This window comes from Rhodovulum sp. 12E13, from assembly GCF_003340565.1.
GTDB lineage: Bacteria > Pseudomonadota > Alphaproteobacteria > Rhodobacterales > Rhodobacteraceae > HLUCCA09.
Genome location: NZ_QPLK01000032.1, coordinates 1 through 25,705 on the forward strand (window position 1 = coordinate 1; position 25,705 = coordinate 25,705).

Below are 25,705 nucleotides of genomic sequence, written 5' to 3' on the forward strand. Positions count from 1 at the left end.
CCGCGTCAAGCGCGTCTGGGAGTTCCTGGCCGACTCGGTGTCTGACAGGCTCAGGCCCGAGCCCTGATGATCGAACAACGTGAATGCGGTTCATCGCTTCATCGTCTTCGGCCCTGGCTGCCGTTCGCCGACTGCTGCGGCGCGGCTTTCGCATTTCTGGCATTCGTGCACCTCGCAGGCTTTCCGGAGGATGACGGACCGCAAAGCGGAGGAAGATGCCATCCTGGCAGCCGACACATCGGATAGGAAACGGCGCCCTTGCGCCCTGTCTCAGACCATGTGTGCCGCGGTCAGCCAGCAGACCGCGGCCAGCGCCGAACCGGCGGTTCGTGCGTGGTTCAGCCGAGTCCAGCGCTGCGCGTAGCGGGGCCAGTAGTCTGCGGTTTCGCGTGGCTGGCCGTCCCTGGCCTCGAGGCGCGTATTCATCGGGACATTGCCCAGGCCGGTCACGGCAAGGACACCGATCAGGTAGGCGACACATCCGGCCAGGGTCAGGGCGCGTGCCGCCTCCTCGAACTGCCAGAGCGCCAGGAGGCCCAGTGTTCCCGACACCGGCACCAGCCCCATGAGCAGCACCATGAAAACCGACCGATAGACCGTCCGGTTCAGCCCGACCATGCCCGCGGCCCCCTGGGATGCAGGGGCCTGTGCCAGCCCCCGCATGATGAAGTCGGAAAAGCCGAGGAACACTCCGGCCACCAGCGCCACGGCGAGCCCGGCGATCATCAATATCCATTCCATGGTCCCTGCTCCTCAGCTCGACAGACCGACGGCGCGACCGATGTATTGCGTGTCGGACAGTTGACGGGTCAGGAAACGGGCCAGATCACTGCGCGCGATCTTCAGATCGAGGCCCCGAGCCGTATTCGGCACATCCTCGATCACGGGGCGCGCGGTCGCCTTGTCGGTGAAGGCGCCGGGGCGAACGATGGTCCAGTCCAGACCGCTCGCCTCGACCAGGTGTTCCTGCAACTCGTGATCGCGGAAAACGGGCGCGAGCAGGGCGCCGAACATCACGCGCTTCCACCAGAAGTTCAGCGTGGGCCAGCTATCGCGCGCACCCAGGGTGGACTGTGCGATCAGGCGGCGAACCCCATGCGTCTGCATGGCCTTGATGACGTTCATCGTGCCGTGCGAGCGGATCTTGCTCTTGCGCGACATCCCGGCCCCAAGGCTCACGACGACAGCGTCGTGCCCTGCGACGGCGTCCGTCACGTCAGACAGCTTTATCGCATCGCCAGCGACCAGGCGCAGCCTCGGGTCGCTCAGGTTCAGCTTCTTGGGCGAACGGGCAAAAGCGGTGACGGTGTGGCCAGCCTTCAGCAGGCTTTCGACAGCGAGACGCCCGACGGTCCCCGAGGCGCCGAATACGATAACGTTCATTGCTGCTCTCCTTTCGAGGGTGATCCGAGCCGCGCGCTTGACGCGGTGTAAAGTTGACACGCTGTCAATATCCATTATCTTGACATCATGTCAAGAAGCTCGTCCGACACCCGCGCCCGCATCCTCGATTGCACCTGGAACCTGTTGGAATCCGGTGATAAAAAAGTCCGCATGTCCGATATCGCTAAGGCGTCGGGCATCAGCCGTCAGGCGCTCTACCTGCACTTTCCGACGCGGGCAGAGCTCCTTGTGGCCACGACTCGGCACATCGATTCCGTCAAGAACGTGGATGCGCGGCTGGCCGCCAGCAGGGCGGCAACCTCCGGCCGTGAGCGGCTGGTGACCTTCATCGGCGCCTGGGGCGGCTACATTCCCCAGATCCACGGCATGTCCGTCGCCCTGCGCGCCATGCGCGCCAGCGATGCCGAGGCCGCCGCGGCGTGGGATGACCGGATGCAGGCCGTCAGGCATGGCTGTGCCGCTGCGGTTCGGGCTCTGGCGGCAGACGAAACGCTCAGGCCCGACCTGACCGAGGAACGGGCAACCGATCTGCTGTGGACGCTCTTGTCGGTTGAAAACTGGGAACATCTGGTTCGCGATTGTGGCTGGTCACAATCAGATTATGAGCGCCAGATTGAACGCCTTGCCGAGGCAGCGCTTCTGGCCAGGGTTTGAAGCATCTTCGCCGTTTTCAAATGTGCCGTTTTAGAACGAAAGCAGGCCAATCAAGGCAGTGTCCCCTCAGGGCTCGGCGCTATCGTGCGGCAGTGAACCGCCCCGCCTTGCCCGGAGGGCAAAACTCTCAAAGGATGCTCTCCCATGGAAAGGAGGAAGAACACGACGAGCCCGTACCCGGCGGAGTTCCGGACGTGGGCGGTGCAGATGGTCGTCGAGAATCTGGGCAGCTACGGGAGCCTGACGGCGGCGGTGACCGACATCGCCGGCAAGCCGGGCTGCTCTCCGGACAGCCTGCGGGCTTGGTACAAGCAGGCGCAGCGTGAAGCGGGTTCATAATGCCCGCGTTGTTGATCACGCAGGAGCGCGCGCGCCGAGGAGCACGGGGGCGCGTCGAGCATACGGCACATCCCCTTTTGCACCTCATAGAAGGCCGCGGCGGTCGTAGACCGGAGGGGCGAGTCGTCCGTCGCCGAGGCCGAAGTCACGGGTGATGGCCACGGCCTGCACCTCGGAGCCGTCGATATCGCAAGCCTTACACGCCGGCCACTTTGGCAAGGCTGACGGCCTTGCCGGAGAAGCGGGCGCCGAGGCCGTCGGCCGCCAGATGGTCGATCCCGATGCCCGCTGCGTCAGACGAATTCGCCTATGTGGCGAGCAAGCCCTCGCCCACCGGAGCGATACCCACCGCCTCTCCGCGCCCGGCCGCTGCGACCCGCTCGGTCAGGATCATGGCGGGCCAAACGCTCATCTCTGCGACACGGTTGTCCGCGTTCCGCCTTCGTCGGCGAGCCGCCGACGGGCACGCCGCGCCGTACATGCGGGAGCCGGCGTGTCAGAATAACTTCATTTGATTTTCACACAGGAGCGAGGCCAGAGACAGACGGCCGAACTGCCTCGGCCCGCCGGCGGTGGGTCGCCGGGGTATCAACATGGAGGATCGCATGACGTTCGCTCGCACCACCACCGCGCTGGCCACGGTGCTCGGCCTCGGCGCCGGCCCCGCCCTCGCGCAGACCGAAATCCAGTTCTGGCATGCCATGGGCGGCGCCCTCGGCGAGAAGACCGAGGAAATCGTCGCCGGCTTCAACGAAAGCCAGGACGACTTCGTCGTGGTGCCCACCTACAAGGGCAACTACACCGAGAACATGACGGCCGCGATCGCCGCCTTCCGGGCCGGCGAGCAGCCGCATATCGTGCAGGTCTTCGAGGTCGGCACCGCCACGATGATGTCCGCCGAGGGCGCGGTGAAGCCCGTCTACGAGGTAATGGGCGATGCCGACATCGAGTGGGACGCCGACGCCTACCTGCCGGCGGTGCGCTCGTATTACTCCACGCCCGAGGGGCAGATGCTGTCTCTGCCGTTCAACTCATCCACGCCCGTGCTGTGGTACAACGAGACGCTGCTGAACGAGGCCGGCATCGCGGAGGTACCGCAGACCTGGGACGAGATGTTCGCCGCCGCCGCCGCACTTCAGGAGATCGGGCACGACTGCGCCTTCTCGTTCGGCTGGCAGTCCTGGGTGATGATCGAGAACTACCTCGCCTGGCACGACCAGCCCATCGGCACGATGGAAAACGGCTTCGCCGGTCTCGGCACCGAGCTGGTCTTCGACGAGTCGGAGAGCCTGACCGACCTGCTCCAGCGCATCGCCGACGCGGCGCAGGAGGGCACCTTCCAGTATGGCGGGCGCCGCGGCGATTCGCTGCCGCTGTTCACCGAGGGCGAATGCGCCATGTGGATGAACAGCTCGGCCTACTATGCGGGCATCTCGGATCAGGCCGAGTTCGAGTTCGGCCAGGCCATGCTGCCGGTCGACACCTCCGCCGCCGAGGCGCCGCAGAACTCGATCATCGGCGGCGCGACCCTTTGGGTGCTCGAGGGCCACGAGGCCGAGGAGTATCAGGGCGTGGCCGAGTTCTTCGACTACATGTCGCGCCCCGACGTGCAGGCCGACTGGCACCAGTCGACCGGCTACGTGCCGATCACTACGGCCGCGTGGGAGCTCAGCCAGGAGCAGGGCTTCTACGAGCAGGAGCCGGGCACCGACACCGCGATCAAGCAGCTGTCGCTGAACGAGCCCACCGCAAACTCGGCTGGTCTGCGCTTCGGCAACTTCGTGCAGATCCGCGACATTATAAACGAGGAGCTCGAAGATCTTTGGGCCGGAAACCAGTCTGCTGAGGAAGCGTTGCAGAGTGCCGCCGAGCGCGGCAACGCGCTGCTGCGCGAGTTCGAGGCTGCCAACTCCTGATCGTTGGTCTAAGGCATGGGGCGGGCCCTTGTGGCCCGCTCTCTTCGTATCGGGAGCTCGCGCGTGCGCACCAAGAAGGTCACGTTTCGGCATCGCTGGCTGCCCTATGCGCTGGTGGCGCCGCAGATTGTCATCACGCTCGTCTTCTTCATCTGGCCGGCGAGCCAGGCACTTTACCAGTCCGTCCTGAGGCAGGACGCCTTCGGCCTGCGCACCGAATTCGTCGGTCTGGCGAACTTCGCCCGCCTGTTCGCCGACCCGCTTTACCTGGAGAGCTTCTTCACGACAGTGTGGTTCTCGGCGCTGGTGGCGGGCTCATCGATGCTCGTGGCGCTGGTGCTCGCCGTCATGGCCGACCGGGTGATCCGGCAGGCCACAACCTATCGCACGCTGCTGATCTGGCCCTACGCCGTGGCGCCTGCGATCGCCGGGGTGCTGTGGTGGTTCCTGTTCAATCCCACTATCGGCATCCTCGCCTACGCGCTCGAAGCGCTCGGCTATGACTGGAACCACTACCAGGACGGCACTGACGCGATGACGATGATCGTCATCGCGGCCGCCTGGCGGCAGGTCGCCTACAACTTCCTGTTCTTCCTCGCCGGACTTCAGGCGATTCCGAAATCGCTGACCGAGGCCGCAGCCATCGACGGCGCCGGTCCTGTCAAGCGGTTCGTAACGATCCAGCTGCCGCTTCTGTCGCCCACGGTGTTCTTCCTGATTGTCGTCAACGTGGTCTACGCTTTCTTCGAGACCTTCGGCATCGTGCACGCCACCACCGCGGGCGGGCCGGGCAACGACACGGTAATCCTCGTCTACAAGGTCTGGCGCGATGCCTTCGAGGGGCTCAACCTCGGCTCGTCTGCGGCGCAGTCGGTGATCCTCATGGCCATCGTCATCGCGCTGACGGCGATCCAGTTTCGCTACATCGAGCGCCGGGTGGAATACTGATGGTCGAGCGCAGGCCCCTCCTCACGTTCACCCAGCACGCCGTTCTGATCGTCGGCGCAGCGATATTCGTCTTTCCGATCTACCTCGCATTTGTCGCCTCGACCCACACGGGCACGGAGGTAAATCGCGGCCTGCCGCTGCTGCCGGGCGACCAGATGCAGGAGAACTACGCCATCGTGCTGGGCGAGGGTCTTTCGACCGCCGGCGCCCCGCCGATCGGGCTCATGCTGATGAACTCGACGATCATGGCGCTGGCGATCACGCTGGGAAAGCTGGCGATATCGCTCCTGTCATCCTTCGCAATCGTCTATTTCAAGTTCCCGTTCCGGGTGCTTGCCTTCTGGACGATCTTCATCACGCTGATGCTGCCCGTCGAGGTGCGAATCCTGCCCACCTACGAGGTCGTCGCCCAGCTCGGCATGCTCAACAGCTATGCGGGCCTCTCGATTCCGCTGATCGCCTCGGCCACCGCCACGTTTTTGTTCCGGCAGTTCTTCATGACCGTGCCAGACGAGTTGACCGAGGCGGCCCGGATCGACGGCGCGGGGCCGATGAAGTTCTTCCGCGACATCCTCGTGCCGTTGTCGCGCACCAACATCGCCGCGCTCTTCGTGATCCTGTTCATCTACGGGTGGAACCAGTACCTCTGGCCGCTCCTGGTGACGACCGACGAAAGCTATTATACTGTGGTGATGGGCATCCAGCGGCTGGCCAATTCAGGCGACCAGCTGCCCCAGTGGAACCTGATCATGGCCACGGCGATCCTGGCACTTCTGCCTCCTGTCATCGTGATCATCGTCATGCAGCGCCTCTTCGTGCGCGGGCTCGTCGAGGTGGAAAAGTAATGTCAGACATCTCGCTCCGTGACGTGCGCAAGGTCTATTCCGGCGCCGAGGCGCCCACGATCCCGGGACTGTCCCTCGAGATCGTCTCGGGCGAACTCTGCGTGCTCGTCGGCCCGTCGGGCTGCGGCAAGTCCACGCTTCTGCGCATGGTCGCGGGGCTGGAGGAGGTGAGCGACGGCGAGATCGCCATTGCCGGTCGGCGGGTGAACGATCTGGAGCCGGCCGAGCGCGACATCTCGATGGTCTTCCAGAATTACGCACTCTACCCGCACATGACCGTCTTTAACAATATGGCCTACGGGTTGAAGAACCGAGGCATGCCGAAGGACGAGATCCGCCGGCGGGTGGACGAGGCGGCCGTCATGCTCGGGCTCGACGGCTTCCTTGCACGCCGCCCGCGCGAGCTGTCGGGTGGCCAGCGCCAGCGCGTCGCCATGGGCCGCGCCATCGTGCGCGAGCCGGCGGCCTTCCTGTTCGACGAGCCCTTGTCAAACCTCGACGCCAAGCTGCGGGTGAAGACACGGGTGGAGATCCGCGACCTTCAACAGCGCCTTCGCACGACTTCGATCTACGTGACCCACGACCAGCAGGAGGCAATGACCCTCGCCGACAAGCTGGTGGTGATGAATGCCGGCCAGATCGAGCAGATCGGCACACCGATCGAGGTTTACGAGCGGCCCGCTTCACTGTTCGTGGCCGGCTTCATAGGCTCCCCGCCCATGAACCTCCTGCCGCCCAGCGCCGTGCCGTCGCTCGCCCCCGCCTCGGCGCCTGAACACGCTCTGATCGGCATTCGCCCTGAGTCGATGGTGCCGGCCGACGATGGTCCGATCGCGCTGGACGTGCGCGTGGTGGAGCGACTTGGGGCGACGTCGACCATCCACGGCCGGCTTCCGGGCCTTGAGTCCGACGTGATCGCGAGCGTCCCCAGCACCGTTCCGGCCGATCCCGGCCGAACCATGCGTTTCTCGTCGCCGGGCGATGGCGTCCATCTCTTCGATGGGAGAACAGGACGTCGTCTCGGCTGACTGTCCGTACGCTGTCGTGGGCCTTGCAAAGGCGCGTCATCAGGCCGTTGGTCGATCCTCCGGAACGGGCGCTCCCTGCAGGACACTCCCGGACGTGGCCGCATCCTCCGTGCACACCCTGTCGAAGGCGGAGAGAGGCGCGATCTCGATCCGCCCGCGACGGTCGAATTTCGTGCGCGCGACCAGCAGGGCCGTGCGGCGCGCGGCTGCCATCGCCGCGCGCTTGACAGCGATCTTGCCCATGTCGAAATCCATCGCGCGCGGGCCGAGCTGCCCTCCAGAGACGGCCGAGCAGCCCAGGAGCGCCCAGTCGAGGTCGAGCCGGGCGAGCATTTCGACCACCTCTTCGCCGGCGAGCGAGCCGTCGGCGCCCGATACCTGACCGCCGAGCACCCGCACTGCGTGGCGCGCGGGGTCGAGCCGCAGCGCGGCCCGCATGGAATTGGTGAAGACCTCGAGCCCGGACCGGGCGTTCAGCGCCGCCGCGGCCGCCTCGACCGTCGTGCCAACGTCGAGGAATACAGCGGCGCCGTCCGCCACCATTTCGGCGGCCTTGGCGGCGATGATGCGCTTACTCTCAACCTCGAGCATCCGCTTGCGGCCATGGGCGAGGCGGAACGCCTCGTCCCCGTCGGACGCAGGATCGCCGGGCGCGTGCGCGCCGTTGCCAGGCCCAGCGCCGCCGTGGAACCGCTGGAGCAGGCCCGCGGCGTCGAGCGCGATGATGTCGCGCCGCACGGTCTGCGCGGAGACGCCGAAGGCCTCGGCGAGCGCGTCTACTGTGACGAAGCCCCGCGCCTCGACCCGCCGCAGGATCTCTTCCTGCCGCTCGGTGAGCGGCGGATCGGTCGTGTTCCCTTCCATCGTCCCTTCCCTCACGCGCGCGCCGATGTAAGAGTTCTACCAGAAGTGGCACGGGGCGTATGCAAATGGAAGAGACATTCTCGATCTGCGCGCGGACGGGCGGCGTGCACCGAGGTGACGGACGGAAGCTCGACCCGTGGACTTGGGCCTGGCGGCCGGCTGCGCCCCCCGAGGCGGGGGAGTCGCACGATGGGGTGGGTGTGCTGTCCCACCTCGCTGGCCAGGTTGACCGTCGGTCGCTCCCTGTCGGCGTGATCGGCCCGCGCGAGGCGACGGCCGCGCAGCTCGATACGGCCCAGGCGCTCGGCCGGCGTCTTGGAGACCTCGGCCTCGTGGTGGTCTGCGGCGGCAAGGGCGGCGTGATGGAGGCGGTCTGCCTGGGCGCGCGCGAGGCCGGCGGATTGACCGTGGGCATCCTGCCCGATGCCGGCTGGCGCGGCGCGAATCCCCATTTCGCCCTGCCCCTCGCGACCGGGTTGAGCGAGGCGCGCAACGCCGTGATCGCCCGCGCCGCGCTGGTGCTGGTGGCCGTCGGCGGCTCCTACGGCACAATGACCGAGATCGCCTACGGCCTGCATTTCGGCCGCCGCGTGATCGGGCTCGACGGCGCGCCCGACCTGCCCGGGCTGGAGCCCGCCGGCAGCGTCGAAGCGGCGGTCGCACTGGTGGCCGATGCCCTGCTCGCCGAGGCCGGACTGTCATAAGCCTTACACACTTCCCGGGTATGTGAGCGAAAACTCACATCTGCAATCGGGGGTCGCGATGATCGAGCTCGACGGGGTGACGCGCCGCTTCGGCGCCACGCCGGTTCTGCACGGCATATCGCTCGCCGTGCCGGAGGGCTCGTTCACCTCGATCCTCGGCCCGTCGGGCTGCGGCAAGTCCACGACGCTGCGGATCATGGCGGGGCTCGACCGGCCCAACGAGGGCCGAGTCCGGTTGAACGGCGCCGACGTCACAGAGGCGACCGCTTCGGAGCGCAACGTGGCGATGGTCTTCCAGTCCTACGCGCTCTATCCGCACCTGACCGTCGCCGAGAACATCGCGCTGCCGCTGGCCATGCGGCAATTCTCGCGGCTGGAGCGGCTGGCCGGCGTGGGGCGGCTGATGCCCGGCGCGGGGGCGAAGCGGGCGGCAATCAGCGCCCGTGTGCGCGAGGTCGCCGCCATGCTCGGGCTCGACGACCTGCTCGAGCGCAAGCCGGCGGCGCTCTCGGGCGGGCAGAAGCAGCGCGTGGCGGTCGGGCGGGCGCTGGTGCGCGACCCTTCGATCTTCCTTCTCGACGAGCCGCTGTCGAACCTCGACGCGCGGTTGCGGGTGCAGATGCGGGCCGAACTCGCCGCGCTGCAGGCGCGCACCGGGCGCGCCTTCGTCTACGTCACGCACGATCAGGTCGAGGCGATGGCGATGTCGGACCATGTGGTCGTGATGATGTCGGGCCGGATCGCCCAGGTCGGCGCCCCGCGCGACCTCTACGAGCGGCCGGCGACGCGCGCGGTGGCCGCCTTCATCGGCGCGCACCCGATCAACCTGCTCGACGTGACGCTCGGCGCGAGCGGCGCCTGCTCCCTGCTACCGAAGCTGCGCGTGCCCGGCGCGGCGGGCGCGCGGGTGACGCTCGGGCTGAGGCCCGAGCACCTCGTGCCCGCGGCGGCCGGCCTGTCGGCGCGGCTGGAGCGGGTAGAGTATCTCGGCGCCGAGGCGGTCGTCCATGCCCGCCTCGACGACGGCACGCCGCTGCGCGCGCTGGCTCCGGGCGACTGGGCGCCGCCCGCGCCGGGCGGGGCGCTGAGCCTCGCCGTCGCGCCCGAGCGAGTCCATCTGTTCGACGCCGAAACCGGGGCGCGCCTGCCGGCTGCAGCCGAACGGGTGGCGGCATGAGGCTCTCGCGGACGGCGCGCGAGCGGGCGACCGACCTCTGGCTCGCCGGGCCGGCGACCCTCGCGATGATCGGGCTGATCTTCGCGCCCGTGGCCATCGTGGCGGTGCTGTCCTTCACCGACTACCAGTTCGGCGCGCTCACCTTCCGCTGGATCGGATGGGAGAACTACGCCACGCTCTTCACCGACCCGATCGGCCGCAAGGCGGTGACGAACACGCTGATCTACGTCGCCGTGGTCATCCCCTTCGCCATGGGGCTCGCGCTCGTGGTGGCCCTGGGGCTGCACAATCTGGCCGCGCGCTTCCCGCGGATCTCGGCCACCCTGCGTGCGGCTTACTTCCTGCCGGTGGCGGCGACGCTGGTCGCGATGGCGCTGGCCTGGCAGATGCTGCTGCATCCCTCGATCGGGCTGGTGAACCAGACGCTCGGCGGCCTCGGCCTGCCGGCGCCCGACTGGCTGTCGGACCGGGGGCTGGTGATCTACACCCTCGCCGCGATCGGCATCTGGCAGTCGGTCGGCTACAACATGGTGTTGTTCCTCGCCGGCCTCGCCGCGATCCCGCCCGACCTCTACGAGGCGGCCGAGGTGGACGGCGCGACGAAGGGGTGGGAGCGGTTCTGGACCGTGACCTGGCCGATGCTGGGGCCGACGACGCTGTTCGTCGCCGTCATCACCGCCACGCAGGCCTTCCGCGTGTTCGAGACGGTGGCGACGCTGACGCGCGGCGGGCCCGCGTTCGCCTCCGACACGCTGGTCTACGCGCTCTACCGGGAGGGGTTCGAGTACTTCAAGGCGGGCTATGCGAGCGCGATCACCATGGTCTTCTTCGTGGTGATGGTGGCGCTGACGCTGGCGCAGTTCCGCGTCCTCGAGCGGCGGGTGCATTACCGATGAGACGCTGGACGACCCTGGTCCGCCGGGGCGCGGGCGGAGCCAGGTGCGCGGGCCGGGCGTCCGCCCGCGCCCCGGCGGGAGGGCGCAGCTCATGAGGCCGCTTTCGCTGCTCGCGCTCCTGCTCGGGGCGGCCGTGGTGCTGCTGCCGTTCTTCTGGATGGTCTCGCTCTCGCTCAAGCCGGCCGACGAGATCTTCAGCGCGCGGGTCGACCTCCTGCCCTCGCGGCTGGCCTGGGAGAACTACGCCACCGCCTTCACCGAGGTGCCGCTCGCCCGCTTCCTGATGAACGGCGTCATCGTCTGCGGCGGCATCCTGGTCTTCCAGGTCGTGTTCGCGGTGCCCTGCGCCTACGCGCTCGCCCAGCGCCGTTTCCCGGGGCGCACGCTTCTGTTCGGACTGGTGCTGGCGGGGCTTCTGGTGCCGTTCCACGTCACCGCGATCCCGATCTTCCTCGGCCTCGCCGAGTTGCGCCTGCTGAACACCTACACCGCGCTGATCGTGCCGTTCGTCGCCTCGGTCTTCGGCATCTTCCTGTTCCGCCAGTTCTTCGCCGCGATGCCGGCCGAGCTGTTCGAGGCCGCACGCGTCGACGGCCTGTCCGAGACGGCGATCGTCTGGCGCATCGCCTTCCCGCTCGCCTGGCCCGCGGCGACCGCCTTCGCCGTCTTCTCCGTCACCGCGCACTGGAACGACCTGTTCTGGCCGCTCATCGCCACCTCCGACCCCGCGCTCGCCACGCCGCCCCGCGGCATCGTCTATTTCCGCGACGCCGAGGCGGGCGACGACGTGGGCCCGCTGATGGCGGCCTCGGTCGTGGTGACGACGCCGCTGATCGCGGGCTTCCTGCTGGCGCAGCGGCGGGTGACGCAGGGCATCGCCACCGGCGGGCTCAAGGCATGAGGATCAACCACAACAGAGCGCGACACGCGCCGCCCCACCCACGCAAACGACAGGACATCAGACGATGAAAACGCTGCTGACCGCCTCCGCCCTCGCGCTGGCCGCCGCCACCGCGCCCACGCTTTCGGCCGCGCAGACCGAGATCCGCGTCCATTACGCCATCCCCACGATCTGGGCTGAGACTCAGGCCGCGCTTGAAGAGGCCTTCGAGGCGCAGAACCCCGACATCGACATCGTCATCGACGGCCCCGCCGAGAGCTATGCCGAGGGCGTCCAGCGCCTGCTGCGCGAGTCGGTCGCCGGCACCCTGCCGGACGTCGCCTGGGTCGGGCTGAACCGCTGGCGCATCCTCGAGGCGCGCGGGCTCACACAGCCGCTCGACCCGTTCCTGCCCGAAGACCCGGAGGCTGCGGGGTATACTGGCGCGCTGCTATCGCTCGGCCAGTACCAGGGCACCCAGCACGCGCTCGGCACCTCGGCCTCGACGCTGGTGATGTACGTCAATCCCGATCTCGTCGAGCAGGCGGGATATTCGATGGACGACTTTCCGACCGATTACAACGGGATCATCGAGCTTGCCGCCGCCATCGACGACCTGGGCGACAATATCGACGGCATCTGGATCGACCGGCACGACTGGCGCTTCCAGTCGCTGCTCGGCGGCTATGGCGGCCGGCCGATGACGGAGGACGAATCCGACATCACGTTCGATTCCGAGGCCGGCAGGCAGGCGGCCGAGCTCTATGCCCGCTTCGCGTCGGAGGGCGGCATGAAGAGCTACATCGACGACCAGGCGCGGCAGGCCTACCCGGCCGGCACGCTGGGGATCATGATGGACAGCTCCTCCCTCCTCAAGCGGTTCACCGAGGCGGCGGGCGAGAGCTTCCCCGTGACGGTGGTGCGCCTGCCGGTGCCCGCGCCGGAGAATGCCTACTTCCCGACCGGCGGCTCGGGCATCGTGATGCTGACCGAGGACGAGGCCAAGCAGCAGGCCGCGTGGGAGTACATCTCCTTCGTCACCGGTCCGGAGGGGCAGAAGATCATCGTCGAGAGCACCGGCTACGCGCCCACCAACGCGCTGGTGCTGGAGGACGAAAGCTATCTCGGCGCCTATTACGAGGCCAACCCCAACGCGAAGACCGCCCATAGCCAGGTCGCCGAGTTCGCCGGGCCTTGGTACGCCTACCCCGGCGCCGAGGGGGTCGCCGTGACCGACCTGATCTCGGCCGCCCTGGTGGAGATCGCCGACGGCGATGCCGAGCCGGGCGCGAGGATCGAGGCGCTGGCCGACACGCTGCGCGACCGCCTCGGCATGAACTGACCCCTTCGCCCGAGCGGCGCGGACCTCGTGCGCAAGCGCACGTCGGCCCGCCCGCCCGGGCGATCCCTCGCCTGCGTGCGCTTTTCCCTCGCGCCCCCTGCCCGCGGCCCGCTCCGACGGCTGTCCGCGGAGAGCGCAGCGCGTCAAGACAGTGTCATCTGCCGCTGCTACGGCCGCGGCCAATGGCGGGCGCCGCGCGACACCCGCCCCTACGACAGGAGAAAGAAATGACCCGTATCGCCCTTTCGATCACCGCCGCACTCTGGGCGGGCACCGCGCTGGCGCAGGACGTCTCCGGCACGCTGACGCTCTACACCTCGCAGCCCAACGCGGACGCGCAAGCGACGGTCGATGCCTTCATGGAGGCCTATCCGGACGTCGAGGTGGAGTGGTTCCGCGATGGCACGACCAAGGTCATGGCCAAGCTGCGCGCAGAATTCGAGGCCGGCCAGCCCCAGCCCGACGTGCTGCTGATCGCAGACATGGTCACCATGGAGGGGCTGGAGCAGGAGGGCCGTCTGATGCCCTACCCGGAGGCCGACACCTCGGCTTACGACCCCGCGATCATGGACGACGAGGGCCACTACTTCTCCACCAAGCTGATCACCACCGGCATCGTCTACAACACGGCGGCCGAGATGATCCCCACCTCTTACACCGATCTGCTCAAGCCCGAGGCGGAGGGCCAGATCGCCATGCCCTCGCCGCTGACCTCGGGCGCGGCGACGATCCACATGGCGGCGCTCACCGCCCACCCGGATCTGGGCTGGGACTTCTACGAGGGCCTCGCCGAGCAGGGGGCGATCCCCGACGGCGGCAACGGTGGCACCTACCGCGCTGTGGCGGGCGGCGAGAAGCTCTACGGCTTCGTCGTGGATTTCCTGCCGATCCGCAACAAGCTCGACGGTGCGCCGGTGGAATTCGTCTTCCCCGAGGAGGGCGTGTCGGCCGTGACCGAGCCCGCGGCCATCCTGTCGACGGCGCAGAACCCCGAGGCGGCGAAGGCCTTCATCGACTTCCTGCTGTCCATGGAGGGCCAGCAGCTGGCCGCCGACCAGGGCTATCTGCCGGCGCATCCCGACATCACGCCGCCCGAGGGCTTTCCGCCGCGCGACGAGATCGAGCTGATCGAGTTCGACCCGGCGGCCGCGCTTGCCAACGACCAGGCCAACAAGGAACGCTTCGTCGAGATCTTCGGCGGCTGAGCCTTGCGGGCCATTCTGCGCGGCGAGCCCCTCGCGCTCGCCGCGCTTCTTCTCGTCGCAATCGTGCTCTTCGTGGCGCCGCTGGCGCTGCTGGCTCGCGTCGGCCTGACCGAGGGCGGGGTTCTCTCGCTCGCCCCTCTGGCCGATGCGCTGCAAAGCGGATCGGTCCGGCGGGCGCTCTTGAACAGCTTGGAGAGCGCGACGCTCTCGGCGCTTTTCGCGACCCTGATCGGCACCGGTGTCGCGCTGCTCATCGGGCTCACGGACGTCCGCGCCAAGGGCGCGGTCGTCTTCGCGCTGCTCCTGCCAATGATGATCCCGCCCCACGTCACGGCGATCTCGTGGATCCAGGCGCTCGGGCCCTCCTCGCCGGTGCTGCGGACGGTCGGCCTCGCGCCGCCGCCCGGCTCGCCGAACCCGCTCTATTCGCCCGGAGGCGTCGCAGCGCTGCTCACGCTCCAGCACATGCCGCTCGTCCTGCTCGTGGTCCTTGCGGCACTCCGGGCCCTGCCGCGCGAGATGGCCGAGGCCGCGCGGCTGGCCGGGGCGGGGCCCGCGCGCCTGCTGCGTCGAGTCATCCTGCCGCTGATCGGGCCGTCGCTGGTGGCGGCCTTCGCCCTCGCCTTCGTTTCGGCCCTCGGCAATTTCGGCATCCAGGCCCTGCTCGGCATCCCCGCGCGCTACACGACGCTTCCGGTGCTGATCTGGCAGCGGCTGGCGAGCTTCGGGCCGACGGTTCTGGCCGACGTCGCCGTCATCTCGGTGCTGCTCGCCAGCATCGCGCTCGCTGCGCTCGCGGGGCAGGTAATCGCCACACGCCTCGTGCGCACGCCGATCACCGGACCGCCGCAGCCGCCGATGCGCTTTCGTCTCGGCCGTGCCCGGCCGCTCGCCGAGGGCGCGCTCGCCCTCTGGATCGCGGCCTCGCTCGTTCTGCCGCTCGCGGCCCTCGTGGGCACGGCGCTGGTGCGCACCTACGGGCTGCCCCTCACGCGCGAGACGATGACGCTCGACCACTTCGCGGAGATCCTGCTGCGCCAGGAGGTGACGGCACGCGCCTTTCTCAATTCGAGCCTCGCGGCCGGTCTCGCCGCGGCGGCCCTTGCGGCGTTGTCGGTCGCGCTCGCCTACTTCCTGCAGGCGGGCCGGCGGCGCGGCGCGCGCGGGGCGGCGACGGGCGTGGCGGGGCTGGCCGACATTTCCTACGCGATTCCAGGCCTTGTCATCTCGGTCGCCTTCATTCTCGCCTTCATCCGGCCGCTGCCGGTGCTGGGCATCTCGCTCTACAACACGCTGTGGATCATCGTGGCCGCGTACCTCACCGCCTTCTTCGCCATCGCGCTGAAGCCGGTCGCCGCGGCCTACGGCGCGCTCGACCCCGCGCTCGACGACGCAGCGCGCGTCTCGGGTGCCGGGTTCTTCCGGCGCATGCGGCGCGTCTTCGCGCCCCTGGTGGCGCCGGCCGCGGCCTCGGGCGCGATCCTGGTGTTCCTGACCGCCTACAACGAGGTGACGGTCTCGGCGCTCTTGTGGTCGACGGGTAACGAGACGATCGGGACGACCATCTTCAACTACGACGACGGCGGCTACACCACGCTGGCCGCCGCCATGTCGACCGTCACCGTTCTCGTGACCGTTCTGCTGATGGCCGCGCTGCACGCCGTCGGCCGCCGCCTGCCACCAGGGGTCGTGCCCTGGCGGATCTGACCGGTCAGCCTTCCTGGCAGGGCAGCGTCCAGAGCGGAGCGAGAGAGAAAGGGACTCTCTCGCCGACGTGCAGGCGGGACGGCGCGGTGACGGGCAGTGCCTCGGCCAGCCCCTCGACGGCGACCACACCCTCCCACGCGCCGCCGCGATATTGGGTGGAGGTGACCCGGCCCTCGGCCTCGCCCGGCGCCCCGCCGCCGAGGCGCACGTCGCGGGGGCGCACGACGGCGCGGATCGCCTCGCCCTCGCCCGGCTGCCGAACAGCCTCCGCGGCGAGCGGGCCCAGGCGGACCCCGCCGCCCTCGCCCACGCCGTCGAGCACGGCCGCCCGGCCCACGAACCGCGCCACCGCCTCGCTGGCGGGGCGGTCGTGCACCTCTTCGGGCGGCGCGACCTGCTCGAAACGGCCGGCCCGCATCACCGCCACGCGCGTGGCCAGCGCCATCGCCTCGCGCTGATCGTGCGTGATGTAGAGGGTGGTCGCCCCGGCCTCGTCGTGGACGCGGACGAGTTCCTCTTCCATTCGGCCACGCAGATGCGGGTCGAGATTGGCCAGCGGCTCGTCCATAAGGATGGTCCGCGCCCCGCTCGCGAGGCATCGGGCCAGCGCCACGCGCTGCCGCTGGCCGCCAGACAGCTCCGCCGGGCGCCGCGTGGCGAAGGCGTCGAGCGAGACGGTGGCGAGGTGGCGCGCGACGTCCTCCACGAGGTCGGCCTTGCTCCGTCCCGTCCCCTCCAGCGGGAACGCGACATTGTCGGCGACGCTCATGTGCGGCCAGAGCGCGTAGGACTGGAAGACGACGCCGACCCGCCGCGCCTCGGGGGGTACGTGCAGCCCCGGCGCAGACACGTCGCGCCCCTCCAGCGCGATCCGGCCACCGTCGCTCTCCTCCAGCCCCGCGATCAGGCGCAAAAGGGTGGACTTGCCGCAGCCCGAGGGCCCCAGCACGACGAAGAACTCGCCCGGGCGGGCGTCGAAGGACAGGCCGGAGAGCACCTCCGACCCTCCGAAGCGCTTCACGACGGTCTCGACCTCGATGCTCATGCGCTCCGCATATGCCTGTCTCGGGCGCTCTTCAACGCGCCGACCGGACGAATGTCGACGTGCCGCCCGCTCACTTGATCCCGGCGCGCAGGAACGCCTGCACGAAGCGGCGCTGGAAGACCAGGAAGAGGACGAGGAGGGGCGCGATCACCATGATGGTGGCGGCCGAGATCACCGAGATGTCGACGCCGTTCTCGGGGGCGGCGAAGATCGACAGGCCCACGGTCAGCGGGCGCGTTGTGTCGGAGTTGGTCACGATCAGCGGCCAGAGGAAGTTGTTCCAGTGGGTCGAGATCGAGACCAGCACGTAGGCGAGGTAAGTGGGTCGGGCGGCCGGCACGTAGACCCGCCAGAGCACGCCGAGCGTTCCGCAGCCCTCGACCCGCGCAGCCTCGTCCAGCTCCTTGGGGACCTGCTTGAACGCCTGCCGCATCAGGAAGATGCCGAAGGCCGAGGCCATGTAGGGCGCCCCGATCCCGAGGATCGAGTCGAGCAGGCCGAGCCGCGAGGCGACGGCGTAGTTCTCGACGATCAGCACCTCGGGCAGGATGAAGAGCTGCAGCAGCACCAGCACGAACAGCGTGTCCTTGAAGGGCACCTCGATCTGGGCGAAGGCGTAACCTGCGAGCGTGCAAAGGAAAAACTGGCCCGCGAGCACCGACGTCACCAGCAGGAACGTGTTGAGGAAGTAGCGCAGCCATGGGGCGCCCTCCCAAGCGGTGCGGAAATTCTCGAGCGTCCAGGGGGCGCTCAGGTTGAAGTTGATCGCGTCGGTCGGGGCGTGGAAGGCGGCCCAGGCGGCGAAGACGAGCGGCGAGATCCAGACGAGCGCGACCAGCAGGGCGAGGGCGGCCTCGGCGTGGCGGAGAAGGGCCGTCATCGGTAGTGTGTCCGTCGGTCGAGCAGGCGGAACTGCAGCGCGGCGACGGCGCCGAGGACGATCAGCACCAGCACGGTCATGGCGGCGGCCGAGGGGGCATCGAAGAAGGCGAAGGCGCTCTCCCAGATATAGTAGAGGATCAGCTTGGAGCTGTCGGACGGGCCGCCCTTGGTGAGGATGAACAGGTGGTCGATCAGCTTGACCGAGTTGATCATCGCGTTGACCAGCACGAACAGCGTGGTGGGCGCGAGCAGCGGCAGGACCACCCGGCGGGTATAGGTCCAGCGGCTGGCGCCCTCGATCTCGGCGGCCTCGCGTAGGTCTTCGGGGATGGTCTGGAGGGCGGCGAGGTAGAAGATCATGAAAAATCCCGCCTCCTTCCAGATGGTGACGGCGCAGACGGCCCAGAGCGCCGTCTCGGGCTGGCCCAGCCAGTTGACCGAGGGCGCGCCAAAGAGCGCGCCGATCTGGTCGAGCACGCCAAAGCCCGGCGTGTAGAAGAACAGCCACAGATTGGCCGCCGCGATCATCGGCAGGACGGTCGGCGTGAAGTAGGCGGTGCGGAGGAAGGAGCGGGCGGGGATCTTCGAGTTGGCCCAGAGCGCCATGACGAGGGCGAGGACGATCGAGATCGGGATCGTCACGGCGGCATACAAGATGTTGTTGACGGCCACTTCGCGGAAGGTGGGGTCGTCGAACAGGCGGGCGTAGTTCTCCAGGCCGACGAATTCGGACGGGTTCCGGCGGGTTCCGCGGGAGAACAGCGAGGTCCAGACCGTCGCGACCGAGGGATAGAAGGCGAAGGTCGCGAGCATCGCCAGCGCCGGGGTCAGCAGCAGCCAGCCGTGGATGGCGCGGCGGCGGCGCTCCAGGGCATGGGCCGTTTCGGGGCGTCGGGAAAGCGTCGGTGTCACGTCGGTATCGCGTCGGTGCGAAACGGGGATGGCGCGCCGGGCGGGCCCCGGCGCGCCATGCGCCTCACTGGTAGCCCGACAGCAGGCGCTCGGCGGCGTCCTGCGCCTCGGCCAGCGCCTCGGCCGGCGACATGGTGCCGGTCAGCGCCGCCTGGATGGCGTTGTTCAGCCCCTCGCGGACGCGCGCCGTCTCGAAGGTGGAGAACTCGGCCACGGCCACTTCGAGCTGGTCGCGGGCGATGAGGGCCGGCGGGAAGTCGGCGACGTAGTCCTGCAGCGCCTGCGTCTCGTAGGCGGCGGGCGAGACGCCCATGTAGCCGGTCTGGATCGACCATTCGGCCGCCTGCTCGGGCGAAGTCATGAACTTGATGAGTTCGAGCGCGGCGGCGCGCTCCTCCTGGGTCGCGTCCTTGAAGATGTAGAAGTTGCCGCCGCCGGTGGGCGAGCCGGGCCGCTCGTTGGCCGGCAGCATGGCGACACCGAAGTCGAACCCGGCATTGTTGCGCACCGCCGTCAGGTTGCCGGTGGAGTGCCACATCATGGCGGTCTGGCCTTCGAGGAAGGCCTGGCGCAGCGTGCCCCACTCGACCGTGCCCTCGGGCATGATGCCGTGCTCCGCCGAGAGCGAGTGCCAGAACTCCAGCGCCTCGACCACTGCCGGATCGTCGAAATAGGTGGTCAGGCCGTCGCCCGACATCAGCTCCTGGCCGTTCTGGATCGCGAGCGCCTGGAACATCCAGTAGGGATAGCCCGTCGACGGGATCATCAGGCCCGAGCGGTCCTCGGTCGTCAGAGCCTTGCCCATCTCGACCAGCTCGTCCCACGTGGCTGGCGCCTGCTCGGGGTCGAGGCCCGCCTCGCGGAACATGTCCTTGTTGTAGTAGGCGACGATGGTGGAGCGCTGGAACGGCACGCCCCAAGTCTGGCCCTCGATCTTCCCGTTGGCCATCAGCGCCGGGTAGAAGCTGTCGAGCCAGGCCTGCTCCTCCTCGCCCTCGATCACCTCCTCGAAGGGCACGATCAGGTCCTGCTCGATCAGGTCGTAGGCGTCGATCGAGAACATCACGGCGAGCTGGGCCGGGTCGCCCGAGTTGAGCGCCGAGAGCGCCTTGATGCGGGTGTCGTCGTAATTGCCGGCATAGATCGCCTCGACCGAGATGTCGGGGTTCTCGGCTTCGAAATCGGCGACGATGCCGTCGACCACTTCGGTGAGCGGACCGCCCACGGCGATGGGGTAGTACATGGTCAGCTCGACCTGCTGCGCGGCGGCAGGGGCGGCGAGCGCGGTGCCGGCAGCGAGCAGCGCGGCGGCGGAAAGGTGGCGGGTCATCTGGTGTCCTCTCGGGTGGATGGGGAGGGAAGCGCGGCCTCGCGGCCATCGCGGGTGGCGGCAGCGGCCGCCCCGCGATCTCGGGCAGCGGCCGCCTCGGCTTGCGCGCCGAAGCGGACCCTGTGTTTCTCGGGCAGGTGCAGGCCGACCGTCTCGCCCGGAGCGAGGGCGACGCGGCCCGGCAGGATGAGCGCCAGCCCCTCGGCCTGCGGGTGGTCGAGCAGCAGGCGCGTCTCGGCGCCGAGATACTCGGCGTCGGCGACGCGGGCCGTGAGGTCGGCGCGACCCTCGGGCACCCGCTCCAGCGCCTCGATGCGGATGCCGATCTGCCCGGCCTCGCCCAGCGCGGCGCCCTCGACCAGCGCCATCGGAGGGTCGCCGATGAAGCGGGCGACGAAGGGCGTGGCGGGGCGGTGGTAGAGGGTCTCGGGCGCGCCGGTCTGCTCGGTGCGGCCCTCGCGCATGAGCACGACGTGATCCGACAGGCTCATCGCCTCGGCCTGGTCGTGGGTGACGTAGATGACGGTCAGACCGAGGCGGCGCTGCAGGGCCTTGATGTCGCGCCGGACGGTGTGGCGCAGCTTGGCGTCGAGGTTCGACAGAGGCTCGTCCATCAGGCAGAGCGGCTGGCCCGAGACGACGGCGCGGGCGAGCGCGACGCGCTGGCGCTGGCCGCCCGAGAGCTCGGCGGGCTTGCGCCGTTCGAGGCCCTGAAGGCCGGTCATGGCCGTGGCGCGGGCGAGCGCCTGTTCCCGCTCGGGCCGCGTGGCGCGGCGCACCTTCATGCCGAAAAGGATGTTCTCGCGCACGTTGAGGTGCGGGAAGAGCGCGTAGGACTGGAAGACCATCGACAGGCCGCGCTCGGCCGGGGAGCGGGCCGTCACGTCGCGCCCGGCGATCTCGATCCGCCCCTCCTGCGGCGTCTCGAGGCCGGCGAGCAGGCGCAGGAGGGTGGACTTGCCGCAGCCCGAGGGGCCAAGGATGGAGACGAAGGCGCCCCGGGGGACGGCGAGCGAGACGCCCTGCACCCCGCCCGCGCCGTTCCACCGGCGGGTGACGCCGTGCAGGGCGACGAAGGGCGCCTCAGACACGGGCATCCTCCGCCTCGGCGAGCACGAGGCGGCCCCGCAGGTCGCCCAGCAGCGCGGCATGCGGCGCCTCCGGCGGCCGGTCGAGCACGACGTGGTCGGCGTCCGCGAGGTGCCCGCCCACGGCCGCGGCCCGACGGCCGAACTTGGTATGGTCGGCGACGAGGATGACCTGCCGGGCATTGGCACGGATCGCCTCGCGGGCACGCACCTCCGCCTCGTGGAAGTCGAGCAGGCTGCCGTCGGCGTCGATCCCGCCCACGCCGTAGATGCCGAAATCGGCGCGGTAGGCGGCGAAGAGGGCGGTGGTTTCGGGGGTCAGCAGGTCGCGGTCGGGCAGGCGCAGCTCGCCCCCGGGGATCACGATGCGCGCGCCCTCGGCCTCCGACAGGGCGATTGCGGCGTTAAGGTTGTTGGTGACGACGGTGAGGCCGCGGCGCCGGGCCAGCGCGCCGGCGACGAGGGCGGGCGTGGTGCCGATGGAGAGTGCGACGGTCGCGCCGTCGGGCACCAGCGCGGCGACGGCCCGGCCGATCGCCAGCTTGGCGCCGTAGTTCAGCACGGCACGCGCCTGGTAGGGGATGTTGGCGCGCGCCTCGATGTACTCGGCCCCGCCATGCAGGCGCCGCAGGCGCGCCTCGTCGCACAGCGTGTTCAGGTCGCGCCGGATCGTGTGGGCGGAGACGCCGAGCGCGGCGGCGAGGCCGTCCACGGTGACCCGTCCCTCCCGCCGCGCCAGATCGAGGATGTGCGCCCGCCGGTCCATGGATGCTCGCTCGCGATTCCCGTCCTGCTCATTCGAGCAGACCTGCGTGACGGTTCCGCGACAGCGATGGCTGATCCGGCGTCAGGCGACGGCGAGGCGGCCGTCGAGGCGGGCCCCGGTGGCCGCGGAGACGGTGCCCATCTGCCGGATCGCGGCGATCACCTCGTTGCGGTAGACGAGGCCGGTATGCTCCCAGTCGAACGCGCGCACGTCGACGCTGGGGATCTCGCCCGGCACACCGCCGCCGATGGGGTTGCCGTTCCACGTCTCGCCGAAGGCGCCGAGCGAGATGTAGGAGTTGAACGCGAGCGTGAAGCTGTTCTCCAGCACCTCCTCCACCGGCTTTCCGGCGAGGGTGATGCGCTCGGCGCGCGCCTCGGCCGCCGAGGCGCCGAGGGCGATCTTGTAGCGGATCCCGCCGGAGAAGTGCAGGAAGCCGCGCGAGACGAAGCCCCTGAGGTCGGTGCCCGCCACTTCCTCGGGGCGCAGGATGCGCCGCGCGTTGCTGTTCAGCATGTCGCGGATCTGCGCGCCGGTGAGCGTGGCGACGTCGATCACGTCGGCATAGGGCATCACGTCGAACCACTCGCGGAAGGTGAGCGGGCCGGCATCGACGCCCGAGGCGAGGCCTGTGGCGTTGAAGAGCGCGAAGTCGACCGGCCCGCCGGGGAAGGTGGCCGAGCGCGCCACCAGCGCGTCGTTCATGAAGTTGGCGATGGCGGCCTCGCCCACGTAGCGGTCGGCGATGGTGCGCTCGGTGGAGATCAGCGGCGCATCGGCCACCTCGCCGATCACCTCGGCGAGCTTTGCGTCGAGCGCGGCGATCATCGGCGCCATCACCCGCTGCTCGAAATCGGCGTCGTAATCGCCGTCGTGTTCGAGCGAGGTGTAGGCTTCGTCGTCCGGGTCGACGCGATTGTCGCGGCGCTTGATCGGGTGCAGCGCGACGTTGGAGAACCACTGCTCGCGGCCCATGCCGGCGCCGATCGACATGGAAATGTCGCCGAGGAAGGCGCCGTTGGCCTTCGCCTGGGTCAGCAGAACGCCCTTGACCACGTTGTGCGGGTCGAGCCCGTCGGTGTTGAGCTCTGTATGGGAATGGCCGCCGACCAGCACGACCGGCTTGGTGCCGGGCGCGCCGACCGCCTCGGCGATGGCGAAATCGCCCTCGCCGATCCGCCGCGCGGTGCCGGCCTTGCCGGAGCGGTGCATGTCGCGGCCGTAGCCGCAATGGGAGAGGATCACAACGACGTCCGACACCGCCTCGACGGCGCGATAGATGTTGGTGGCGGCCTCGACCGGGCTGGCAACGGCGAGGCCCGGGTCGCTCTCCATGCCGACGCGGGTATCGACGGCGGTGGTCAGCCCGATGAAGCCGATCCGCAGGCCCTTTGCCTCGGCCACGGCGGCAGCGACGTAGTCGGCATCGCGGGCGATATGGGCCGAGCCGTGGACGTTGGCCGAAAGCAACGGGAAGGCGCAATCGCGGTCGATGCCGACCTTCAGCAGATCGGCGCCCCGGTCGAACTCGTGGTTGCCGAGCACGCCGATATCGACGCCGGCGGCAGAGGCGGCACGGTAGCCGGCATCGGCCACGAACTCGTCTTCCGACCAGCCCATCAGCTCGTCGAAGACCGAACCGGTATGGTCGTCGCCCGCCGTCAGGAAGAGGACGACCTCGGACCCGCCCGCCTGCGCCCTGGCCTCGCGCACCCGCTTGACCATCTGCGCCATGCGGTGCGTGTCGCCGCGGGCGGGGTGCAGATCGGTCATGTGGTTGTGCATGTCGTTGAAATGCATCAGACGCAGCACCCGCCGCTCGCCGGGCGCGAGGCGCGCGGGTTCCACCGCGCCGTCCTCGGCCAGAACCTCGCGGACGGGGCCAGCCAGCGGATCGCCCTTGAGCAGCCAGAGCCGCTCGACGGCGCCTTCGGGGTTTGGCTGGGCCGCCACCATCGCCAGCTGGCCCGGCCCGGCCTGCGCCTGCGCGCGGGTGACGATGACAGGCGTGACGGCGGCCGCGGCGGCCAGCGCCGCGGTGCGCTCCATGAAGGCGCGGCGTGTCAGGTGGGTCATGGATCGCTCTCCTCGGCGTGACGACGCCCCAAGGAAAGCGGAGTTCGGCGACAACGGTGTGACGCCGCCGGAAGCGGAGCGTTCAGAGGAAGAGCGGCGGGGCCCCGCTGTTCGTCAGGGGGATCGCGGCCGTTGCCCCCGAAGGCAGTCCCCGACCGGGGGCGGCCTCAACAAATAGTGCCGCCGCCAACGCCCAGCCCCGACCTGCTCTGCACGGTCTCGAGGGCGTCGGACACAGACAGCGGCAAGCAGTCACGCGCACGAAGCCATGCCACCACCGCGCCACGCTCGGCGCCGTGGATGTCGGCCGCGTGCGGGGCGATGCCGCAAGGCTGCCCTGGGGCGACGGGCCGTGGCTGGCGGTCGTGTGCGGCGTAGCGCCAGACCCAGGCCACGCCGCCCGTCTCGTCCGTTTCCGCGATCAGCACGTTCTTCGCCATGGCCCCCACCCGCAGCGCCGTTTCGTCATGATCGTGTTACAGAGTCGTCTCGGCGCTCGCCATAGGGCGCAAGCGGGTGTGCGACAGCGTGGCACCGGCACGTCTGGTCGTGGCGGGGCAGCCTGCCACGGCGAAGACCGCGGCGGTCAGCGCGACCCAGAGGGCGGCGGCGATCCCGACGAAGCGCAGGGCGCCGGCTGGCGCGAGACGCTCGGCCAAGAGCGGTGCCAGCGGCAGCGCCTGCATCGCATGGAGCGCGAGGAAATGAGCCGGGCGCAGGTCGCCGACCTCCGCCGACCAGCCGAGCAGCGGCAGCGTCGCGGCGTCGGGCCAGGGCGTACCCACGAAGTGGCTGGTGCCGCTGCTCAGGACGCCGGCGGTGACAAGGGTCAGGACGCAGGACAGCCAGAGCCCGAGGGCCAACGCCCGGCGCATCGCCGGGGTGAGCCGGGCCGCGCCGCCGCGGGCCAAGCGCGTGCCGGAGACGCCAAGCCCGGAGACCAGCAGTACGGCCCCGACGGCCATGACGACGCAATACATGAAGGCGGCGAAGGGTTTGGGCTCGGCGCGCGCGGCCTGCGCCCCCTTGAGCGCTCCACGAGACGCGTTCAGTGGGGTGCCGCAAACCGGGGCCCGGCAGTGCGGTCCGCAGGCCCACCGTGACGCAGGCGCAAACGGCCTCTCCCGTGGTTTTCAACGTGGGCACAGCCAAACGCGACCGTGAATTCGCCCTCCACAGCACCTCTTGCCCTCGTCAGGCCGGGTGTCGCGTCCCCGTTTCGGGATCGAAGAAGTGCAAGTCGGCGATCGGGGCGTCCAGCGCGACGACGGCGCCCTTTTCGAGCGCGCGCCGATCGGCGGCAACAATCGGCAACGTCTCGTCCGCGACCTCGAAATGATGCAGACGAGCGCTGCCCAGTTCCTCGCTGAACTTCAGGCGAGCGCGCAGGCCATGGCCATCGGCGGCGAAGCGCACGGCCTCGGGGCGGATGGCGGCCACCACGTCCGTGCCGTCGGCGAAGCCTTGCAGCCGTTCGCCCACGTCGAGAGCCTGGCCGTCGGGCAGGCGCAACGCCTTTGCCTTGGCGCAGTAGGTGTCGCATCCCGCGTGATTGTACGGCCGCTTCTTGAACCCGCAGTATTCACCGAATGCGTCTGAGCGGCGGATTTGGCGGTCGTGGGCCGGTCGTGAGGACCGGTCGAGGGTTGTGCAGACCCTCCCGAGCGGCGCGACGCCTGTTGACGGTGCGCGTGGGC

26 protein-coding genes are annotated in these 25,705 nt (G+C 69.3%); 13 read left to right on the forward strand and 13 right to left on the reverse strand.

Annotated features, from left to right (window positions below):
* Nucleotides 1–270 precede the first annotated feature (270 nt).
* Nucleotides 271–741, reverse strand: a complete 471-nt coding sequence (locus DLJ49_RS18380; protein WP_115394993.1) for an anthrone oxygenase family protein — start codon at nt 739–741, stop codon at nt 271–273.
* Between the two features lie 12 nt (nt 742–753).
* Nucleotides 754–1,383 (reverse strand): NAD(P)-dependent oxidoreductase, encoded by a 630-nt coding sequence (locus tag DLJ49_RS18385; RefSeq protein ID WP_115394994.1) that lies wholly within the window; start codon nt 1,381–1,383, stop codon nt 754–756.
* Between the two features lie 87 nt (nt 1,384–1,470).
* Here DLJ49_RS18385 and DLJ49_RS18390 point away from each other — a divergent pair, with 87 nt between their 5' ends.
* The 6 genes from DLJ49_RS18390 (at nt 1,471) to ugpC (ending at nt 7,134) form a co-directional block, all read left to right on the forward strand.
* A complete protein-coding gene (locus DLJ49_RS18390; RefSeq protein WP_115394995.1) occupies nt 1,471–2,058 on the forward strand; it encodes a TetR/AcrR family transcriptional regulator in 588 nt (195 codons plus the stop codon).
* Between the two features lie 144 nt (nt 2,059–2,202).
* Nucleotides 2,203–2,397, forward strand: a complete 195-nt coding sequence (locus DLJ49_RS18395) for a hypothetical protein (protein ID WP_115394996.1) — start codon at nt 2,203–2,205, stop codon at nt 2,395–2,397.
* 605 nt (nt 2,398–3,002) lie between these two features.
* Nucleotides 3,003–4,313 (forward strand): sn-glycerol-3-phosphate ABC transporter substrate-binding protein UgpB, encoded by a 1,311-nt coding sequence (gene ugpB, locus DLJ49_RS18400; RefSeq protein WP_115394997.1) that lies wholly within the window; start codon nt 3,003–3,005, stop codon nt 4,311–4,313.
* Between the two features lie 15 nt (nt 4,314–4,328).
* Nucleotides 4,329–5,261 (forward strand): sn-glycerol-3-phosphate ABC transporter permease UgpA, encoded by a 933-nt coding sequence (gene ugpA / locus DLJ49_RS18405; protein ID WP_199533433.1) that lies wholly within the window; start codon nt 4,329–4,331, stop codon nt 5,259–5,261.
* The gene (gene ugpE, locus DLJ49_RS18410; protein ID WP_115394999.1) at nt 5,261–6,106 is read left to right on the forward strand and encodes a sn-glycerol-3-phosphate ABC transporter permease UgpE; all 846 of its coding nucleotides are present in this window, start codon (nt 5,261–5,263) and stop codon (nt 6,104–6,106) included. The genes ugpA and ugpE overlap by 1 nt, the downstream gene beginning before the upstream one ends.
* Complete coding sequence (gene ugpC, locus DLJ49_RS18415; protein ID WP_115395000.1) at nt 6,106–7,134, forward strand: sn-glycerol-3-phosphate ABC transporter ATP-binding protein UgpC; 1,029 nt, start codon at nt 6,106–6,108, stop codon at nt 7,132–7,134. The genes ugpE and ugpC overlap by 1 nt, the downstream gene beginning before the upstream one ends.
* Nucleotides 7,135–7,173: 39 nt before the next feature.
* Here ugpC and DLJ49_RS18420 read toward each other — a convergent pair whose 3' ends face one another.
* Entirely contained in the window at nt 7,174–7,998 is an 825-nt protein-coding gene (locus DLJ49_RS18420) for a DeoR/GlpR family DNA-binding transcription regulator (protein ID WP_115395001.1), read from the reverse strand.
* 65 nt (nt 7,999–8,063) lie between these two features.
* Here DLJ49_RS18420 and DLJ49_RS18425 point away from each other — a divergent pair, with 65 nt between their 5' ends.
* The 7 genes from DLJ49_RS18425 (at nt 8,064) to DLJ49_RS18455 (ending at nt 15,909) form a co-directional block, all read left to right on the forward strand.
* Entirely contained in the window at nt 8,064–8,702 is a 639-nt protein-coding gene (locus DLJ49_RS18425) for a TIGR00725 family protein (RefSeq protein WP_115395002.1), read from the forward strand.
* Nucleotides 8,703–8,724: 22 nt separating this feature from the next.
* On the forward strand, nt 8,725–9,879 hold the full coding sequence (locus tag DLJ49_RS18430; protein ID WP_233489245.1) for an ABC transporter ATP-binding protein: 1,155 nt from the start codon (nt 8,725–8,727) through the stop codon (nt 9,877–9,879).
* A complete protein-coding gene (locus tag DLJ49_RS18435; RefSeq protein WP_115395004.1) occupies nt 9,876–10,775 on the forward strand; it encodes a carbohydrate ABC transporter permease in 900 nt (299 codons plus the stop codon). Before DLJ49_RS18430 ends, DLJ49_RS18435 begins: the two co-directional genes overlap by 4 nt.
* A gap of 91 nt (nt 10,776–10,866) precedes the next feature.
* A complete protein-coding gene (locus DLJ49_RS18440; protein ID WP_115395005.1) occupies nt 10,867–11,676 on the forward strand; it encodes a carbohydrate ABC transporter permease in 810 nt (269 codons plus the stop codon).
* A gap of 64 nt (nt 11,677–11,740) precedes the next feature.
* Complete coding sequence (locus DLJ49_RS18445; RefSeq protein ID WP_115395006.1) at nt 11,741–12,997, forward strand: extracellular solute-binding protein; 1,257 nt, start codon at nt 11,741–11,743, stop codon at nt 12,995–12,997.
* Nucleotides 12,998–13,224: 227 nt separating this feature from the next.
* The gene (locus DLJ49_RS18450; protein ID WP_199533434.1) at nt 13,225–14,202 is read left to right on the forward strand and encodes an ABC transporter substrate-binding protein; all 978 of its coding nucleotides are present in this window, start codon (nt 13,225–13,227) and stop codon (nt 14,200–14,202) included.
* Nucleotides 14,203–14,205: 3 nt separating this feature from the next.
* Nucleotides 14,206–15,909 (forward strand): ABC transporter permease, encoded by a 1,704-nt coding sequence (locus tag DLJ49_RS18455; RefSeq protein ID WP_115395007.1) that lies wholly within the window; start codon nt 14,206–14,208, stop codon nt 15,907–15,909.
* Nucleotides 15,910–15,913: 4 nt separating this feature from the next.
* On the opposite strand, the gene DLJ49_RS18460 is transcribed toward DLJ49_RS18455, so the two are convergent.
* From DLJ49_RS18460 to DLJ49_RS22555, 10 genes are all read right to left on the reverse strand, one after another.
* Nucleotides 15,914–16,954 (reverse strand): ABC transporter ATP-binding protein, encoded by a 1,041-nt coding sequence (locus DLJ49_RS18460; RefSeq protein ID WP_115395008.1) that lies wholly within the window; start codon nt 16,952–16,954, stop codon nt 15,914–15,916.
* Between the two features lie 70 nt (nt 16,955–17,024).
* A complete protein-coding gene (locus tag DLJ49_RS18465) occupies nt 17,025–17,834 on the reverse strand; it encodes a carbohydrate ABC transporter permease (protein WP_115395009.1) in 810 nt (269 codons plus the stop codon).
* On the reverse strand, nt 17,831–18,649 hold the full coding sequence (locus DLJ49_RS18470) for a carbohydrate ABC transporter permease (RefSeq protein ID WP_115395017.1): 819 nt from the start codon (nt 18,647–18,649) through the stop codon (nt 17,831–17,833). Before DLJ49_RS18470 ends, DLJ49_RS18465 begins: the two co-directional genes overlap by 4 nt.
* 163 nt (nt 18,650–18,812) lie before the next feature.
* Nucleotides 18,813–20,078, reverse strand: coding sequence for an ABC transporter substrate-binding protein (locus tag DLJ49_RS18475; RefSeq protein WP_115395010.1), 1,266 nt, complete (start codon nt 20,076–20,078; stop codon nt 18,813–18,815).
* On the reverse strand, nt 20,075–21,169 hold the full coding sequence (locus DLJ49_RS18480) for an ABC transporter ATP-binding protein (protein WP_115395018.1): 1,095 nt from the start codon (nt 21,167–21,169) through the stop codon (nt 20,075–20,077). Before DLJ49_RS18480 ends, DLJ49_RS18475 begins: the two co-directional genes overlap by 4 nt.
* Nucleotides 21,162–21,932 carry a DeoR/GlpR family DNA-binding transcription regulator gene (locus tag DLJ49_RS18485; protein WP_115395011.1) on the reverse strand — a complete coding sequence of 257 codons (771 nt, stop codon included), beginning with the start codon at nt 21,930–21,932 and terminating at the stop codon, nt 21,162–21,164. The genes DLJ49_RS18480 and DLJ49_RS18485 overlap by 8 nt, the downstream gene beginning before the upstream one ends.
* An 81-nt stretch (nt 21,933–22,013) precedes the next feature.
* Nucleotides 22,014–24,008, reverse strand: coding sequence for a bifunctional metallophosphatase/5'-nucleotidase (locus DLJ49_RS18490; protein WP_115395012.1), 1,995 nt, complete (start codon nt 24,006–24,008; stop codon nt 22,014–22,016).
* Nucleotides 24,009–24,175: 167 nt separating this feature from the next.
* The gene (locus DLJ49_RS18495) at nt 24,176–24,448 is read right to left on the reverse strand and encodes a hypothetical protein (RefSeq protein ID WP_115395013.1); all 273 of its coding nucleotides are present in this window, start codon (nt 24,446–24,448) and stop codon (nt 24,176–24,178) included.
* A gap of 36 nt (nt 24,449–24,484) precedes the next feature.
* Complete coding sequence (locus DLJ49_RS18500; RefSeq protein ID WP_115395014.1) at nt 24,485–24,988, reverse strand: hypothetical protein; 504 nt, start codon at nt 24,986–24,988, stop codon at nt 24,485–24,487.
* Between the two features lie 214 nt (nt 24,989–25,202).
* Nucleotides 25,203–25,705, reverse strand: a 503-nt coding sequence (locus tag DLJ49_RS22555) for a TOBE domain-containing protein (protein ID WP_147277343.1), incomplete at its 5' end; no start/stop codon positions are given.